13 protein-coding genes and 1 tRNA gene are annotated in these 16167 nt (G+C 62.5%); 8 read left to right on the plus strand and 6 right to left on the minus strand.

What is annotated here, in order from left to right; all coding sequences use genetic code 11:
• A complete protein-coding gene (locus tag HJA_RS04655; protein ID WP_035578744.1) occupies positions 1–1005 on the minus strand; it encodes a cysteine synthase A in 1005 nt (334 codons plus the stop codon).
• Positions 1006–1132: 127 nt separating this feature from the next.
• On the opposite strand from HJA_RS04655, the gene HJA_RS04660 reads away from it, so the two are divergent.
• Positions 1133–1843, plus strand: a complete 711-nt coding sequence (locus HJA_RS04660) for a DUF6134 family protein (protein ID WP_051597359.1) — start codon at positions 1133–1135, stop codon at positions 1841–1843.
• Positions 1844–2015: 172 nt separating this feature from the next.
• On the plus strand, positions 2016–4385 hold the full coding sequence (locus HJA_RS04665) for a putative bifunctional diguanylate cyclase/phosphodiesterase (protein ID WP_162177030.1): 2370 nt from the start codon (positions 2016–2018) through the stop codon (positions 4383–4385).
• Between the two features lie 17 nt (positions 4386–4402).
• Here the strand turns inward: HJA_RS04665 and HJA_RS04670 are convergent, their stop codons facing one another.
• Positions 4403–6949 carry an AsmA family protein gene (locus tag HJA_RS04670; RefSeq protein ID WP_035578745.1) on the minus strand — a complete coding sequence of 849 codons (2547 nt, stop codon included), beginning with the start codon at positions 6947–6949 and terminating at the stop codon, positions 4403–4405.
• Between the two features lie 163 nt (positions 6950–7112).
• Here HJA_RS04670 and HJA_RS04675 point away from each other — a divergent pair.
• Positions 7113–7189: transfer RNA gene (locus tag HJA_RS04675), tRNA-Asp, on the plus strand.
• An 87-nt stretch (positions 7190–7276) separates the two neighbouring features.
• Here the strand turns inward: HJA_RS04675 and HJA_RS04680 are convergent.
• Genes HJA_RS04680 through HJA_RS04695 form a run of 4 tightly spaced genes read right to left on the minus strand, consistent with a single transcriptional unit; the run spans position 7277 to position 12226 of the window.
• Positions 7277–7597 carry an ArsR/SmtB family transcription factor gene (locus HJA_RS04680; RefSeq protein WP_035578748.1) on the minus strand — a complete coding sequence of 107 codons (321 nt, stop codon included), beginning with the start codon at positions 7595–7597 and terminating at the stop codon, positions 7277–7279.
• Positions 7597–10890, minus strand: a complete 3294-nt coding sequence (locus tag HJA_RS04685; protein WP_051597361.1) for an efflux RND transporter permease subunit — start codon at positions 10888–10890, stop codon at positions 7597–7599. Before HJA_RS04685 ends, HJA_RS04680 begins: the two co-directional genes overlap by 1 nt.
• Positions 10891–10896: 6 nt before the next feature.
• On the minus strand, positions 10897–11880 hold the full coding sequence (locus HJA_RS04690) for an efflux RND transporter periplasmic adaptor subunit (RefSeq protein WP_051597362.1): 984 nt from the start codon (positions 11878–11880) through the stop codon (positions 10897–10899).
• Positions 11867–12226 carry a rhodanese-like domain-containing protein gene (locus HJA_RS04695; RefSeq protein ID WP_035578751.1) on the minus strand — a complete coding sequence of 120 codons (360 nt, stop codon included), beginning with the start codon at positions 12224–12226 and terminating at the stop codon, positions 11867–11869. Before HJA_RS04695 ends, HJA_RS04690 begins: the two co-directional genes overlap by 14 nt.
• A gap of 158 nt (positions 12227–12384) precedes the next feature.
• Here HJA_RS04695 and HJA_RS04700 point away from each other — a divergent pair, with 158 nt between their 5' ends.
• The 5 genes from HJA_RS04700 to HJA_RS04720 form a co-directional block, all read left to right on the plus strand.
• Positions 12385–13653, plus strand: a complete 1269-nt coding sequence (locus HJA_RS04700; RefSeq protein ID WP_035578753.1) for an NAD(P)/FAD-dependent oxidoreductase — start codon at positions 12385–12387, stop codon at positions 13651–13653.
• Between the two features lie 18 nt (positions 13654–13671).
• Positions 13672–14130 (plus strand): thioredoxin family protein, encoded by a 459-nt coding sequence (locus HJA_RS04705; protein WP_035578757.1) that lies wholly within the window; start codon positions 13672–13674, stop codon positions 14128–14130.
• Positions 14131–14180: 50 nt separating this feature from the next.
• Entirely contained in the window at positions 14181–14384 is a 204-nt protein-coding gene (locus HJA_RS04710) for a YgaP family membrane protein (protein ID WP_035579001.1), read from the plus strand.
• Positions 14381–15667 carry a TolC family protein gene (locus HJA_RS04715; protein WP_035578760.1) on the plus strand — a complete coding sequence of 429 codons (1287 nt, stop codon included), beginning with the start codon at positions 14381–14383 and terminating at the stop codon, positions 15665–15667. The genes HJA_RS04710 and HJA_RS04715 overlap by 4 nt, the downstream gene beginning before the upstream one ends.
• A 264-nt stretch (positions 15668–15931) precedes the next feature.
• The coding region (locus tag HJA_RS04720; RefSeq protein ID WP_155839863.1) for a hypothetical protein at positions 15932–16167 on the plus strand (236 nt) is incomplete at its 3' end.

Below are 16167 nucleotides of genomic sequence, written 5' to 3' on the forward strand. Positions count from 1 at the left end.
TTACCCTTTGATCCATGGCGGAACCGGCAAATCTTTCGACCGCAGGAATTCCGGATTGAATAGTTTCGACTGATAGCGATTGCCGTAGTCGCAGAGTATCGTAACAATCGTGTGGCCGGGGCCAAGGTCCTTCGCCATTTTTACTGCGCCGGCGATGTTGATGCCAGATGAGCCGCCAAGGCACAGGCCTTCGTGCTGGACGAGGTCGAACAGCACATTCAGGGCCTCTGCATCGGAGCAGCGATAAGCCCGGTCCACCACGATGTCTTCGAGGTTCGCGGTGATCCGGCCCTGGCCGATGCCTTCGGTGATCGAGGTGCCTTCGGACTTCAGCACGCCATTGGTGAAGTATTCGTACATCGCTGCACCGCCCGGATCGGCGAGCCCGATCTGGACCGACTCGCGCTTCTCCTTAAGCGCCAGAGAGATACCGCCCAGCGTCCCGCCGGAGCCGACTGCGCAGATAAAGGCGTCAAGCTTGCCGTCTGTCTGGCTCCAGATTTCCCGGCCGGTCGTGTTGTAGTGCGCCTTGCGGTTCGAGACATTGTCGAACTGGTTGGCCCAGATCGCGCCATTGGGCTCGCTCTTGGCCAGGTCTTCGGCAAGACGGCGCGAATAATGCTGGTAGTTGTTCGGATTGGCGTAGGGCACCGCGTCCACTTCGATCAGCTCGGCGCCGAGCAGGCGGATGGCGTCCTTCTTCTCCTGGCTTTGCGTGCGGGGCATCACGATGACGACGCGGTAGCCGAGCGCCGCGCCAACCAGCGCGAGGCCAATGCCGGTATTGCCCGCTGTGCCTTCCACGATGGTGCCGCCGGGTTTCAGCTCTCCCGCCGCTTCGGCATCGCGTACGATGCCCAGCGCCGGGCGGTCCTTCACCGACTGGCCGGGGTTCAGGAATTCACATTTGCCGAGGATCTCGCAGCCGGTCTCATCCGAGACCTTGTTCAGGCGAAGAAGCGGTGTGTTTCCAATGAGGTCGATGACGGATCGGTAGGTTTGCATACGGGCGGTTCCAGGTCGGTTTCCGGGGTAAACCGGGAAGCTAGGGTGCCCTGCGGCGCAGGACAACCGTCCCTGCATGGGCTTCCCCTAAACTGATCCATCATCTGTCCTGTTACGTAAACTGGCCATGCAGACACTGGCTTTCCGCTTTTCAGCCTTTTTGACCGTGCTGGGCCTTGCCCTGTCAGGTCAGGCAAATGCTGACAATGCGCCGACCCAGACCGGCCGCGTCCCGGGGCTCGTCTGGACCCCGGATGACGGAGATGTGATCCGCTTCGACGTACGCCGCCAGGGTAAGCCGTTCGGCACACATGAGGTGCGGTTCGATGTGCTGCCGGACGGCACGATCGAGGCCCATACGGATGTGAAACTGCGCGCCGGCTTCGGCCCGATCCCCCTTTACCGTTATGACCTGAAGGCGACTGAACGCTGGCAGGACGGGCGTCTGATGGAGCTGGAAGGCGAAGTCTACAAGGACGGCAACAAGGGTTCAGTCACTGCAGAGGCGGAAGACGGCATCATCGAAGTCGATGGCACTGCGTATCGCGGCGAGGTCCCCGCAACCACCATCCCGGCCAGCCACTGGAATATCGCCAGCATGGAGCAGAATACCCTGCTGTCGTCTGAAAACGGGCAGCTGATTGATGTGTCCATCCGGCCGATGGGCCGCGAAACGCTCACGATTGCCGGCGAAGCCATTGAAGCGAACAAGTTTTTTCTCGATTCCGATATTGATGTGACGCTCTGGTATGACGACGCAGGCCGTTGGCTGAAACTGTCGTTCTCGGCCCGTGGGCAGGCGATCGACTACATTCTGGAAGAGCCCTACTGGCGCTGAGGTGGGCGGTTTCGCCGCCCCTCCGAACACGAAATCGATAAAATTTCATCGATCCGGCTTCCACCCCGTTCACCCGGATTTCGTAAAAATGATTCGTCCCGAGATTCTTCCGGTGGGAAGGAGGAATACGGGTGCTGCCCGGCCTTCCGGGCGATGTGATGGGGATCAGACATTGACCGGATTTATGAAGCGCGCTGCTGTACCTGATAAGCATTCAGCCAGCCTGCGGGCCAGACAGTTGGACATGGTGCGCCGGATCACGTTCGTCATGATCCTTGCGAACCTGATGAATGCCTGCATCGTCGTCATCTGCTTCCACGGCACAGTGGCCAGCGACTTGCTCTATGTCTGGGGCGCGGCGATCCTCGTCTCGAGCATGGTTTCGGTCGGGACCCAGTTCTTCATACCGCGAGACATGGATCCGCTCGACCAGCGGTCCCAGGCCGCGCTGGACAATTTTACCCGGGGCTCGCTGCTGAATGGCATTCTTTGGGGAATTGTCCCTTTCATCGTCATGAATGCGGCGGCGCCTCAGGGACAGATGATCCTGGGCGTGATCGTCGCCGGCATGATGTTCGCGGGCACCTTCCTGATGGCGCGGACGCCCGCTGCGGCGATCTCTTTCCTGCTGCCGGTCGGCGCGGGTGTGGTCGCGGCCATGCAGCTGCTGAATGACCAGACCTATCAGTTCATTTCCCTTCTTACGCTCGCCTATGTCTGTGCGCTCGTCCTGGCGGTCAGCTGGTCCTACAAGCAGTTCGTCGAACAGCACCTCAGCGAGTGTGCGGTCACCGAACAATCCCAGCTGATCGGGTTGCTGCTACGCGATTTTGAGGAAAGCACGTCCGACTGGCTCTGGCAGACCAATACGGACGGCCAGTTGCAGGATATTCCGCTCGTCTTCGAAGGCCTGAAGGGCGCTGACAGCGTGATGCGCAAGGGGGATCCTCTGCTGGAGCTCTTCATGGAGGATGAGGCGCATTATGTCCTCAAGACCAGCCTGATGCGCCGGCAGGCTTTCCGGGATCTGGCCCTTCAGGTGAAGACGCCGGAGGGCGGTCAGGAGTGCTGGTGGTCTGTCACCGGCAAGCCGATCTTCGAGAACGGGAAGTTCCGGGGCTTCCGGGGCGTGGCGACCGACATCACCCAGTCGAAGGAAATCGAAGACCGCATCGCCTACATGGCCCATTATGACGGTCTCACCGGACTGCCGAACCGGATCACCATGCAGGAGCATCTCGAAAAAGCGGTGCGCATGCCGTTGCCGCCGAAGGCCAGCCGGGCGCTGGTCTGGATGGATCTCGACAATTTCAAATGGGTCAATGACACGCTCGGCCATCCGGCGGGCGATGAGTTGCTGCGCCAGGTTTCCGGACGGCTGACCGGCGTGTGCCGGGATGAGGATGTCGTTTCCCGTATCAGCGGAGATGAGTTCGCCCTGATCGTCGAACGTCCGGACTGGGAGCAGCTGGAAGATTTCCTCGACGACCTCGTGGAACGGATGTCGGAGCCCTATGACATCTGGGGGTCAACCGCGAACTGTTCGGCCTCTGTCGGCGTGCGCCTGTTCGACTCCTTCACCCAGGATGCGCGCGCCTTGCTGAAACATGCCGACCTAGCCCTTTATCAGGCCAAGAAGCTGGGCAAGGGCAACTGGTGCATGTTTACCGATGAGCTCGACGAAAAAGCCCGCGCCCGCCAGCAGGTCGAGACGGACCTTCACCGCGCACTCGACAATCAGGAACTGCGCGTCTTTTTCCAGCCGGTCGTGGATGCCGAAACGCTTGAAGTGTCAGGGTTCGAAACCCTGCTGCGCTGGGAGCACCCGACGCGCGGCCTGGTCTATCCGGGGGAATTCATCGAGCACGCCGAAGACATCGGCCTGATTACGCGGATTGGCGATTGGGTCATCCGCGCGGCGATGGCCGAGGCCCGCCGCTTGCCGGACCATATCGGCATTTCTGTGAACATCTCGCCGCTGCAGATCCATTCGCAGAGCCTGGTGCCGACGATCATGCAGGCGATTGCGGCAAACAATATTGCGCCTGAGCGGCTGGAGCTGGAAATCACCGAAAGCGTGCTGATGTCGGATACCGAGTTCACACTGCAACGCCTGCATCAGATCAAGAAGATTGGTGTACGGATTGCGCTGGACGACTTCGGGACAGGCTTCTCGTCGCTGAGCTATTTGCGCAGCTTCCCGTTCGACAAGATCAAGATCGACAAGAGCTTTATATCTGATCTCGAAAGCCGCGCCGACAACCGCGCCATCGCGATCGCCACGCTGGAGCTCGCGCGGTCGCTCGGCATGAGCTGTACAGCAGAAGGTGTAGAGACCGGCTACCAGTCCGATTTCCTGCGGGAGAATGGCTGTGACAATCTGCAGGGCTTTTTCATCAGCCGGGCCCAGCCGCTGGACAAACTCGGGCATCTCGTTGAGCTGAAGGACAGCGACGCGGCGCAGGTTGCGCCGGCGCCCCGCCCGAAGCTCCGTATTGTGGAGCCGGACGAAACGCCGGACAGAACGGCGAAAGTCTCCTGAGCCTTCGGGCTACCGGTCTATTCGTCCGGCTTGTCCTCGGGTTTCTTCTTGCCGAACAGAAGGCCGCCAATGGCCTCCCGGGCAGCCTGTTCTGCCAGGTCTTCCGGGGTTTCTTCTTTCGCAGGCGTGTCAGCCGCGTCATCGGTGGATGATGTATCCGGCTTTGTACTGCCCGAAGTGCCAAGAATGTCCGCCAGCGGATTGGCCCCGCCGCTGCTGCCGGATTTGCCGGTAATGCCTTCGAGAAGCTGACCGGTCAGGTCCTGTTTCAGATGATTGGTGACGCCCGACAGGTCCGGAGTCACTTTCGGCTTGTTCCAGCTGCCAGACAGGCGGATTGGCACAGGGATGCCATTCAGCTGTACCACGCTGCCGGACCCCTGACCTTTCTTGTCGATACTGGTCGCGAGGCGCAGGTCGAGCGTCTGGCCGCCAAGATTGATGTTGCCGGTTCCGTCGATGCCAAGCACCGGGCTGAGAAGCTTCATCAGATCCACATTCGCAACGCCATTCTTCACCGACAGGACGGTGTCGAAGCTGGAAAAATCCGTCTTTGCTTCCGGAGACAGGGCAGAGGCGAAGTCGAGGCTTTGCAGCTGGCCTGACGTCACGGCCTGGAGCAGCGAGTCCTTGCTGCGGACCAGCTGGGCCACGTTCAGGCCCTTGATCGCGCCGTCATTCAGCTTGGTGCTGAGCTCGCCATTCAGGCCTTTCATGATCTCGTCGATCGACGTGCCGCTGGAGGTCGCCGAGACAGCGAAAGAGCCCGTGCCAGTCAGCTTGTCGAAACCTGCCAGCGTTCCCAGCAGGGACGAGACGCCGACGCTGTCACCCGTCATGTCGAGCGACAGGGCAGGTTTGGCCGCAGAGGCATCGAGGTTCATCTTGCCGGCCCAGCTGCCGCCGAACGCGTTGAAGGCGGGCAGGTCGGCTTTCAGCTTGCCGTTCTTCAGAACCACATCCATGCGGGCATCCTTCAGCACCACATTGCCGAGCGTCAGCGTGGACGTCTTGATCTTGAGATTCGCATTCACCGCGTTCAGGCCGGCCAGGTCCAGCGGTTCCGTACTCCAGCCCTGCATCGGTTGTTGCGGCTTCTTCTCCTGGTCCTCAGCGGCGAGGAAGGGGGACAGGTCCAGCTCGCCCATGTCGAGATCACCTGTCAGCTGCGGTTTCGCTCCGCCAAGGTTCAGCCCGGCCGTCCCGGTGGCGCGGATGTCGTCGAGCGCGAAATTCAGGTTGGAGATGGAGAGCTTCTTGAACGAGCCGGAAATGTCTCCGGCGGTCGAGAAGGTCTTCAGCGTGTCGCCTTCCGGCATCTCTACATCAGCAGCTTTCAGCAAGGCACGCAGTTCATTGCTCGAGGCGTCGATTGTGCCCTTGATGCTGCCATCGCCCGCCAGAGACGCCTGTCCTTTATAGGAGGCGTTCAGCAGGGCACCGCTGTGCTTGATGTCCAGACCGGTCAGGGACAGCGCGTCAGCTGGCCCGCTGACCTTGCTGGCGATGTCCACTTTCTCAAGCGCATCTTCCGCGGGAACTTCGATACCCATCTGCTTCAGCAATTCGCCGGTATTGGAAGCGGCCGCCTGAAGCTGTCCATCCACGACCGGGGTCTCCTTCAGGTCGACCGATCCCGTGAAGCCGAGGTCCAGCAGGTCGCTTTTCAGGTCGAGCCCGTCAAACTTGATCATCAGCGCGTCGAAGGGGCCGGAGACGGTCCCGGACATGTCGCCTGCACCGAGCGGGGCGAGGTTCACCGGGAGGTCCAGCGAGGCGAAATCTGCGACAGCCGCCAGATCAGGCGCGTTCAGGCTGAATGTGCCGTCAAGCGCCGGGGCATCGCCCAGCGTGACGGCGCCACCGAACTTGCCCTTGGCCAGTTTCGAGTCAAACGTCGCGTCGATCTTTGCCGGTTGGCCGCTCTGCAGCAGCTCGGGCGTATCGACAGCCAGGTCGATGTCGAAGGCCTGGTCCTGGAAGATGCCGTCGGCCCGGGCCTTCAGCGGCTTGTCGAAACCCTGCATGGAAGCATCGAGGTTGAGATCCTTCAGCGCGTATTCGGTGCCGGCTTCCCGGTCAGTATAGGTCAGGGAGGCATTCTTCAGGCTGGCCTTTGCGATGCTGGCGCTGACGCCGCCGCCTTCACCGGATTGGGCCGGCTGTTCCGTGTCGCCGGATCCGAACTCCCAATTGGTCTGGCCATCTGCCAGCTTCTCCAGCTGGACGTTCGCATCGACGAAGGAAAGCTCCTGCACTTCCACCCGGCGGGAGAGCAGGGGCATCCACTTCACGGAGCCGCGCAGTTCACCAGCTTCGATCATGTTGGGCGCGGAGAAGCCTTCCGGGTTGGCCACCGTCACACCGCCCACGCTGGCGGAGATTCGCGGGAAGACCGAAACGCTGACATCGCCTGTCAGGACGACATCACGCTTGAGGGCGCCCGTCGCGGCTTTTTCGATCTGCGTCTTGTAGACCGATTTCGGGACGAAAAACGGAACAGTCAGGGCTGCAACGAGAAGGAGGCCGACAATACCGGCCAGGATCAGGAAAATGCGCTTCATTTCGGTCGCCTTGGAGTGGGTCTCGACATACTACATGGGCATTATGTCGGAGGAATGGCTGCAGAAAAAACGAAATAGCTGATTCCGCATGAAGTTCCCCGCTTGACCCCATCTGCGCCCGCGCATAAAGAGGCGGCTCGCCGCAACGCGGCCCGGAAAATGCGCGGGTGTAGCTCAGCTGGTTAGAGTGCCGGCCTGTCACGCCGGAGGTCGCGGGTTCGAGCCCCGTCACTCGCGCCATTTTCTCCAAATGATGGCTGCAAGCCACAAAAAAGCCGCCCCTCGGGGCGGCTTTTCTGGTTTCCGGGTCGGATATTCCTGATTGGTCTAGCGGTAATAATCGCAGAGCGTGTTGATCAGGGCGCGGCCGACGCCGCCGCTGCAGCGATAATAGATCGTCTGCGCGTCCCGGCGTGATTCCACCAGGTTTGCCGCCCGCAGCTTTGCGAGGTGCTGCGAGACGGCCGAATGGGACTGCTCCGTCAGGCTTGCGAGTTCGCCGACCGGCATCTCGCCGCCTTCGCTGAGGGCGCAGAGGATTTTCAGCCGCGTTTCGCTCGACATGGCTTTCATGACTTCGGACGCTTCATGGATGCTATCCGAAACCACTTCATAGGCGTCATTGGCGGCTTTCTTTCGTGCGGCCATCAGTTGTGTACCTCCTGTCCGGTTCCTGCCGCATCAGCAGGTTCCGTGCCTTTCTGCTCTGGCAGCCAGTCCGGGCCGCGCAGGGCGATATAAATCGCGGGGATTACCAGTACGGTCAGCGCTGTCGAAGATGCCAGCCCGAACAGCAGTGAGATCGCCAGACCCTGGAAGATCGGGTCCGTCAGGATCACCGCTGCCCCGATCATGGCCGCCAGGGCGGTCAGCAGGATCGGTTTGAAGCGGATGGCCCCGGCGTGCAGCAGCACCTCCTTCAGCGGTGTCTTGCCGTCTTCGAGGTGACGGACAAAGTCCACCAGCAGGATCGAGTTGCGCACGATAATCCCGGCGAGCGCGATGAAGCCGATCATCGACGTGGCCGTGAACGGTGCCCCGAACAGCCAGTGGCCGATCATGATGCCGATCAGCGTCAGCGGCACCGGCGTCAGGATGATGAGCGGCACGCGGAAGGTGCCGAACTGGCCGACCACGAGAATGTAGATCGCCAGCAGGGCCACGGCGAAGGCGGCGCCCATGTCGCGGAACGTGACATAGGTGATTTCCCATTCGCCATCCCAGAGCAGGGTCGGCTGGGTATCGTCCTGCGGCTGGCCGTACATGCGGACCGCCGGCGCGGTGAGGCCTGCAGCCGCCCAGTCAAAGCTCTTCACCTTGTCCTGGATTTCGAACATGCCATAGATCGGTGCCTCGAACCGGCCAGCGAGTTCACCCATCACCATGTCGGCGAAATAGCCATCGCGGCGGAAGATGACCGGCGAGCCGCTTTCTTCCGAGACATCGACCAGCGCGCCCAGTTCCACAGGCGCTGCGTTCGGGCCAGCCAGGCGTGCCGGCACCGGAATGGCGGCAATCTCCTGAGACCAGTTGCGTTCCGATTTCGGCAGGCGGATGCGGATGTCGAGCGGATCACGGCCTTCGCTGCGCGGGCTGACGCCAACTGTCTGGCCCGCAAAGGCGAGCGCGATCGTATCCAGAATGTCCTGCTGCTGGACGCCGTAGTCGGCGGCGCGCGGCTCATCCACCGAGACGGTCAGGCGCGGGGCCGGATCGCCGATGGAATTGTCGACGTCGACGATGAAGTCGGTGTCCTTGAAGAACTGTTCGACAATGGCGGCCGTCTCGCGGCGGGCTTCGGGTGTTGGGCCATAGATCTCAGCCAGCAGCGTGGAGAGGACCGGCGGTCCGGGCGGAACTTCCACCACTTTCACGCTTGTCCCTTCCGGCATCGGCAGGGCGAGCAGGCGCTCGCGAATGTCGAGGGCAATCGGATGGCTCGCCCGCTTGCGGTGCGACTTTTCGGAGAGGTTCACCTGCAGGTCGCCAAGCTCCGGCGAGTTGCGCAGGAAGTAGTGGCGCACGAGGCCGTTGAAATTGAACGGCGCAGCCGTCCCGGCATAGGCCTGAATGGTCTCGACCTCATCAACGTCACGGATGGCATCGGCCAGCGCAAAGAGGGCGCGTTCCGTGTCCTCGACCGAAGCGCCTTCCGGCAGGTCGACCACGACCTGGATTTCCGATTTGTTGTCGAAGGGCAGCAGCTTCACCGGCACAACCTTGAAATAGAACAGGCTGAGCGAGGCGAGCGTGGCAACGCCAACGGCAATCAGGAAGATCCACGCATTCTTGCGAGAGGCCACGATCGGGCTGGCGACCTTCGTATAAAAGGCGGCGAGGCGTGTCGCTTCAGCACCTTCAAGGTGATCTTCTTCGCCGCTGGCGCCATGGCCGTGCAGCGGGGCCTTGCCAGCAATCTTCATCATCAGCCATGGCGCAACACCGACGGCGACGAAGAAGGAGAACAGCATGGCGGCCGACGCGTTCGCCGGGATCGGCGCCATGTAGGGGCCCATCAGTCCGGATACGAACATCATCGGCAACAGGGCCGCGATCACGGTCAGCGTCGCGATGATGGTCGGGTTGCCAACTTCGGAGACCGCATCGATGGCGGCCGCCACGCGGGAGCGCCCATCCTTCATGGCCCAGTGGCGGGCGATGTTTTCGATAATGACGATGGCATCGTCCACAAGGATGCCGATGGAGAAGATCAGCGCGAACAGCGAGACGCGGTTGATCGTGTAGCCCATCATCAGCGACGCAAAGAGCGTCAGCAGGATGGTCGTCGGGATCACAATCAACGTCACCAGCGCCTCGCGCCAGCCAATCGCAAAGGCGATCAGGATAACGATGGAAATGGTGGCGAGGCCAAGGTGGAACAGGAGCTCGTTGGCCTTGTGGTTCGCCGTCTCGCCATAGTCGCGGGTGACCTCGACGCGCACGCCTTCCGGGATCAGGCCGCCCTTCAGCAGGTCTACCCGGTGCAGGATGGCTTCGGCCACGTTCACGGCATTGGCGCCGGGGCGCTTGGCGAGGGAGAGCGTTACCGCCGGGCGGGCGGCAAAGCCGTTGCCGTCCTCGCGCCGGTCGAGCGTCCAGACGCGCGAGTCGTTTTCCGCGCCTGCCACGCGGATTGTCGCGACGTCGGAGAGATAAACGGTGCGGCCATCGGCGCCCGGAATTTCGAGGCGTTCCAGTTCACCAACGGCATCGATCCGGTCACCCGCCTGCACGAGCAGCGTATTGCCGTCCTGGCGGGCGGCGCCCACGGGCATCGCGGCGGCGGCCTGTCCGACCGACTGGACCAGCGTCTGCAGCGGCACGCCATAGGCGGCCATCGCCTGAATGTCCGGCTCCACGCGCAGTTCCAGCGGACGTCCGCCGATGATCGTGGTCAGGCCGACATCGTCGATCTTGATGAGTTCGGACTGCAGCTCCTCTGCGAGCATGCGCAGCGTGGTGTCTGTCCAGACGTCCCCGGTCCATTCTTCCGGTGACAGGGTCAGCGTGACGATAGAGACGTCATTGATGCCCCGGCCCACGACCAGCGGCATCGGCACATCCGGCGGGATGCGGTCCATGTTCGCGCGGATCTTTTCGTGCACGCGCAGGATCGCGTCATCGGCATCGGTGCCGACATTGAAACGGGCCGTGACCATCGCGCCGTCATCGCGGCTCTGCGAGTAGACATGTTCGACGTCCGGGATCGCCTTGATGATGTTTTCCAGAGGCTCGGTGACCTGTTCCACCACGTCCGGCGCTTTCAGGCCCGGCGCCTGCACGATCATGTCGACCATGGGCACGGAAATCTGCGGCTCTTCCTCACGCGGGATGGAGAGCAATGCAACAAGGCCGACCGCGAGCGCCGTCAGCAGGAAGAGCGGTGTCAGCGGCGACCGGATGGTCGACCGTGTGATGGAACCCGAGACGTCCGGTTTCATGCGCGGTTACTCCGGCTTTTCGATTTTGTCCCCGGGCTTCAGACCGGTGAGCACTTCATATTTGCCTTCGGTGTCAGCCAGCGGCGCGGCGAGCGCGATTGGCGCATCGACGAACCGGTCACCCACCTGCACACGGACGAAGTCCACGCCATAGCGGGTGGAGACATAGTCCTTCGGCACGAGGATGGCGCGGCGTTCGCCGACCGGGGCCAGCACGTCGACGCGCTCCCCGACAAGGGCGTCCAGCCCGCCGGGAACCGTGGCATCGGCGATCAGTTCGCCATTGCGAAGTTCCGGATACACTTTGACGATGGTCGCGGTGCGCAGGTCGCCGCCACGGGTCGGCAGGCGCAGGGCAAAGGTTTCGCCTTCGCTGATCTGGGCCGCGTGGCGCTCCGGCAGGGAGAGACGCACGACGCCGTTTACGGTGGCAAAGGTCGCGATGACTTCGCCGGGCGAAACAACGGAGCCCTCGACCACATTCACACCCGTGACCTTGGCATTGGCTGGCGCAAGAATGCGGCCCTCTGCCTGCCGGGCGCCGAGCGCATTTCGCTCAGACTGGGCAGACGACAGGTTGCGCTTCAGCACGTCCAGATTGGTGCGCTGTTCGTCCAGGCGGGCCTTCGGGAAGAAGCCTTGCTCGAACAGGGCTTCGTTCCGGGTCAGGTCTTCCTCCGCCTGACGGATCTGGGCCTGCAGGCCTTCGATGCGGGAGGCGAGCGCGGAAATGCTGGGCGCGATGGTTGCGTCGGTGACGACCGCCACCAGTTCGCCGGCATCCACCACATCCCCCTCATCGATCGACAGGCGCGAGACGACACCCTGCAGCCGCGAACGGGCCGTGGCGGAATCTGCCGCCTCGATCCGGGCAACCGCCGGACGGTAGTCCATGACCACGGATTCCTCGACGGTCATGACCTCCGCCGCTGCCTGAAGGGAGAGAGCGGCAAAGGCTGCGCTGAGAAAGAGCGTTCTAGTAACGGCCATGGTCTTCCACCTTGCCGGTTGCCGGATTGATCTGGACGCACGGGAAGCCATCAGCCTTCCACTTCATGATGCCGCCTGCCATGTGCGCGGCGTCGGCGCCGGTCGCAGCCATAAAGGCATCAAGGGCAGCGCGGGAGCGTTTGCCGGATCCGCACTGGAACACGATCTTGCGGCCCGGTGCGGTCGGGATGGCTTTGGGTTCAAAAGTCGAGAGCGGGTGGAGCAGGGCGCCATGAATGCGCTCGAACGCAAACTCGTTCGGTTCCCGCACATCCACGAGCATGATCTCATTGGCCTTGAGGCCTTCGCAAACAGTTGCGGGGGAAAGGTCACGGGGATCGGCCATAGGGGACTCCTCTTATGTGCGATCGTGCGCACGCCTGTTATTTTCATCCGAGATACATGCGCACGGTCAGATTAAACATGCGACATAATGCGCATTTTATAAAACACGAATATAAGGGATAACGCATACAAAGAATTAATCCCCCAGGGAGTAGGGCCATGGCTAAGATCGTAGTGTTAGGTGCAGGTTTGGGCGGTGTGATTGCCGCCTATGAGATTCGGAAGAAGGTCCGGCGGCAGGATGAAGTGATCGCCGTCAACGAAACGGACTTCTACCAGTTCGTCCCGTCGAACCCTTGGGTTCTGGTGGGCTGGCGCGACCGAGAAGACATTGTCGTCGACCTTGAAAAACCGATGAAAAAGCGCCGTGTGCAACTGGTTGTGGGCGCCGCAGAGAAAGTCGAGCCGGAGAACAAACGCCTGCGCATGGCGGACGGCTCCTTCGTTGATTACGACTATCTTGTCATCGCCACCGGCCCCGAACTGGCCTTCGACGAGATCGAGGGGCTCGGCCCGAACGGTCACACCCAGTCGGTCTGTCACATCGATCACGCCCTGGCTGGCTACAAGGCGTTTGAAGAGCTCTGCGCCGATCCCGGCCCGGTGATCGTCGGCGCGGTTCAGGGCGCCTCCTGTTACGGCCCGGCCTATGAAACCGCCATGATCATCGAGACCGAGCTCCGCAAGCGGAAGATCCGCGACAAGGTGCCGATGACCTTCGTCACCTCCGAACCGTACATCGGCCACCTCGGCCTGGATGGCGTCGGCGATACGAAAGGCCTGCTCGAAAGCGAGATGCGCGACCGCCACATCAAGTGGATCTGCAACGCAAAGGTCCAGAAGGTCGAAGCCGACAAGATGATTGTCGAGGAAGTGAACGAGGACGGCTCCACCAAGCAGATCCACGAACTTCCGATGAAGTTCTCCATGATGCTGCCGCCGTTCCGCGGTGTGCCGGCGGTGCGCGACATCGAAGGCCTCGTCAATCCGCGCGGCTTCGTTCTCACTGACAAGCACCAGCGCAATCCGAAATACCCCGAAATCATGGGCCTCGGCGTCTGCATCGCCATTCCGCCCGTCGGCAAGACGCCGGTGCCGGTCGGCGTGCCGAAGACGGGCTTCATGATCGAATCCATGGTCACAGCGATTGCTGAAAACCTCGGCCAGATCGTGCGCGGCAAGGAGCCGACCCATGAGGCGACCTGGAACGCGATCTGTATTGCCGACTTCGGTGATGGCGGCGTCGCCTTTATCGCGCAGCCCCAGATCCCGCCACGCAATGTGAACTGGTCCGTCTCCGGCGGCTGGGTCCACACGGCGAAAGTCGGGTTCGAGAAATACTTCCTCGGCAAGATCAAGTCCGGCCGGTCCGAGACCTTCTATGAGAACGCCGCGCTGAACCTGCTGAAAACGCACAAGCTGAAGTAATCCGCAGAGGAGTCCGTCATGGTGGACACAACCGTCAAAGGCCGTATCGCCATCTGCACCAGCTGCGGCGCGCCCAATCGCGTCGCGGCGGGCAAGCCGCTCTCGGCAGGCAAATGCGGCAAGTGTAGCCAGAAGCTGGCCACGCCGAAGCCGGTGGACATTGACGGCGCCATGCTGGAACGCCTCATCGCCCGTGACACCGGCGCCTTCGTGCTGGACGTCTGGGCGCCCTGGTGCGGCCCGTGCCGGATGATGGCGCCCGCCTATGAAGCGGCGGCCGGACGGTTTGCCGATCAGGTCCGCTTCTTCAAACTGAATTCCGACCAGAACCAGGAGGCTGCAGGCAAGCTCGGCATCCGGGGCATCCCGACCCTGCTGGCCTGGGAAGATGGAAGCCTCATCGCCAACCAGGCCGGTGCCCAGACGGGCGAAGGCCTTGCCCGTTGGATCCAGTCAACCTTCAGGCTGAGCGCCTGATCACAACCCATTCAGGCGGAGTGCCTGATGCAACTCAGAGGATGTTCAAGATGAATGTCGATCGTGCTGTCTTCGCTTTCGCTGGCGTCGTCGTTTCGCTGAGCCTCGCGCTTGGCTATTTCGTGTCGCCTTACTGGTTCCTGCTGACGGCTTTTGCCGGGCTGAACATGTTCCAGGCCGCCTTCACGGGCTTCTGCCCCGCGGCGATGATCTTCAAGGCCATCGGCCTGAAGCCGGGTAACGCGTTCAAATGAGCATGACATTTGCCCGCCGGCTTTCCGTCAGCCTGCTGGCGCTCGTCGCACCGGTTGCGCTGGCCCAGCCGATCTCGCTGCGCGATGCCGTGCAGCAGGCGCTGAGCCACGACCCGTCGCTGGAGCAGGCCGAAGCTGGCGTAGAGCGCAGCCGTGCCGGGGTGGACGCCGCCCGCGCTGGCCGTGGCCTCCAGGCCGGGCTGCAGGCGGAAGTCGGCGCGGTCGAGACGGACTTCACGCAGGACCGCATCTCCCAGGTCCCACGCTCTGCCGGCCTCCAGGCCGAGTGGACCGTCTTCCAGTCCGGCGCGCTCGGCGCCGCCGTCGACGCGGCCAAGGCCCAGCGTGACGCGGCCAGCTACCAGATGCTCGGCGCACGTGAGAAACTGATCCTCGACACGTTCGAAGCCTATGCCAATGCGTGGCTTGCCGAGCGGACAGTCGAGGTCGCCGAAGCCCGGGTCGCGACCTTCCGCATCCGGCTCGACGAGACACAGGCCCGGTTCGATCAGGGGCAGGTCACCCGCACCGACATCGCCCTCACCGAAGCGCGGCTCGCTTCCGCACAGGCTGAGCGAGAAGCCGCCCGGGCGGCGCTGTCCGGGGCCTGGGCGCGCCTTGCCCGCCTGACCGGCGTCGACCATGCCGTCACCTCAGAACCGCCCGCCCTTGGTGAAATCGTCGGAGGGGACATGCAGGCCGCCTTGTCGCGTGTCATGTCCCGGAACCCGGACCTTGCCGCCGCCCGCGCCGCTGAAATTTCCGCTGGCCACCGTGTGACCGAGGCAAAGGGCAAGTTTGGCCCGAAAGTCTCGCTGCGTGCCCGTGCCACAACCGGGGAAGACGTCTACTTCTTCTTCGAGGACCAGATCAGCGATGTCGGCGCCTTTGTGCGCGTCGAAGTCCCGCTGCTGACCAGCGGCCTGCGCAACGCCTCCAAGCGCGAAGCCATTGCCGGGCGCAGCGCCGCAACGGCCAATGTCCGTGCGGCAGAGTTGCAGCTGCATGAAGCTGTGGCCGGTCTCTGGGGCGACATCGAAGCCCGCCGCCTGTCGCTCGCGGCGGCCGAACGGGCCGAGAAAGCTGCAGAGCTTGCCGCAGAAGGGGCCCAGAAAGAGCAGGAAGCCGGCATCCGCACGCTGGTCGATGCTCTGGATGCGGAGAATGAATACCGCGACGCGCAGATCGCCCGCTACCGTGCGGCGACCCAGCTGCAAATTGCCGAAGCCCGCCTCCTGTCCCTGTCCTCGGAACTGGAACAGCAGCTGGCCACGCTGCCCTGATCCGGCATAGTCCGGTATAGTCCGTTATAATCATGACTGGTCATGCCTCGTCATGACGAGGTCATGCCAAGTGCGCCACTGGTCATGGCCGGACAAGCGGCGCGGACAGACACGCGCCAATCCCTCACCTCCCACACAGCTTCGCTGTGTCTCCCGGAGCGGGAGGGATAAACCCGGCGCCTTCGTGCATCTGTTGCCGTGACGAAAGAAAATCCCTCTCCCGCTTGCGGGAGAGGCGGGGCCCGCCGCCGGAGGCGGTGGGAGGTGAGGGCACTTCCTATCCGTCTGATACGCGCCCATGCCATGCTTCCCGCCATGACAGACCTCACCGTTTTCATCCAACATGCCTTTCGCACGATCGCCCGCGCCGTCGCAGAGACCGGCGTGAATGCGGGTCTGTTCAGGCATCCGGAACTGATTTCGAAGACACTGAAGCGCCGCGCCTCGGCAGAGCTGAAACGGCTGGGCGTTCTGCTCCGCCGTCTGATCTTTCTCATGGC

The sequence above is a fragment of the Hyphomonas jannaschiana VP2 genome, from assembly GCF_000685215.1.
In the GTDB taxonomy this organism is placed as follows: domain Bacteria; phylum Pseudomonadota; class Alphaproteobacteria; order Caulobacterales; family Hyphomonadaceae; genus Hyphomonas; species Hyphomonas jannaschiana.

What these genes read in the sequence shown, in the direction of transcription:
- HJA_RS04655 (WP_035578744.1), bottom strand. Translation starts at nt 1,005, where the DNA reads ATGCAAACCTACCGATCCGTCATCGACCTCATTGGAAACACACCGCTT.
- HJA_RS04660 (WP_051597359.1), top strand. Translation starts at nt 1,133, where the DNA reads ATGCAGACACTGGCTTTCCGCTTTTCAGCCTTTTTGACCGTGCTGGGC.
- HJA_RS04670 (WP_035578745.1), bottom strand. Translation starts at nt 6,949, where the DNA reads ATGAAGCGCATTTTCCTGATCCTGGCCGGTATTGTCGGCCTCCTTCTC.
- HJA_RS04680 (WP_035578748.1), bottom strand. Translation starts at nt 7,597, where the DNA reads ATGGCCGCACGAAAGAAAGCCGCCAATGACGCCTATGAAGTGGTTTCG.
- HJA_RS04685 (WP_051597361.1), bottom strand. Translation starts at nt 10,890, where the DNA reads ATGAAACCGGACGTCTCGGGTTCCATCACACGGTCGACCATCCGGTCG.
- HJA_RS04690 (WP_051597362.1), bottom strand. Translation starts at nt 11,880, where the DNA reads ATGGCCGTTACTAGAACGCTCTTTCTCAGCGCAGCCTTTGCCGCTCTC.
- HJA_RS04695 (WP_035578751.1), bottom strand. Translation starts at nt 12,226, where the DNA reads ATGGCCGATCCCCGTGACCTTTCCCCCGCAACTGTTTGCGAAGGCCTC.
- HJA_RS04700 (WP_035578753.1), top strand. Translation starts at nt 12,385, where the DNA reads ATGGCTAAGATCGTAGTGTTAGGTGCAGGTTTGGGCGGTGTGATTGCC.
- HJA_RS04705 (WP_035578757.1), top strand. Translation starts at nt 13,672, where the DNA reads ATGGTGGACACAACCGTCAAAGGCCGTATCGCCATCTGCACCAGCTGC.
- HJA_RS04710 (WP_035579001.1), top strand. Translation starts at nt 14,181, where the DNA reads ATGAATGTCGATCGTGCTGTCTTCGCTTTCGCTGGCGTCGTCGTTTCG.
- HJA_RS04715 (WP_035578760.1), top strand. Translation starts at nt 14,381, where the DNA reads ATGAGCATGACATTTGCCCGCCGGCTTTCCGTCAGCCTGCTGGCGCTC.